The organism is Neisseria sp. P0009.S010 (assembly GCF_051958545.1).
Taxonomy (GTDB): domain Bacteria; phylum Pseudomonadota; class Gammaproteobacteria; order Burkholderiales; family Neisseriaceae; genus Neisseria; species Neisseria subflava_A.
Window position 1 is genome coordinate 1 of record NZ_JBQCVH010000061.1, and the last position, 239, is coordinate 239.

A 239-nucleotide genomic window follows, 5' to 3' on the forward strand; every position below is an offset into this window, starting at 1 on the left:
TGTTTGTATTCGCCGACTTTTTGCGCTTCAACGCCGCTCAAATCATACTAACCGGCACCGCTGTGCGTATCGATATACCATTCAGGCTTGTCTTTGCGGTTGAAATATTCGAGGACAAGGAATAGGGTAAAGTGCTTGAGCATATCGGCATGTTTGCCGGCAAGGAAGGCGTGGCGGTAGCTGAGCATGATCGTGCTGCGGAAATAAAAAACCGATTATACCCCAAACCATCGCCATCA

General features: G+C 48.5%; 1 pseudogene. It reads right to left on the reverse strand.

Going from position 1 to position 239, the window contains the following annotated elements:
- Window positions 1-50: 50 nt before the first annotated feature.
- Window positions 51-188, reverse strand: a pseudogene (locus ACTHSN_RS10905) (23S rRNA (adenine(2030)-N(6))-methyltransferase RlmJ); the annotation flags it as partial.
- Window positions 189-239: the final 51 nt, after the last annotated feature.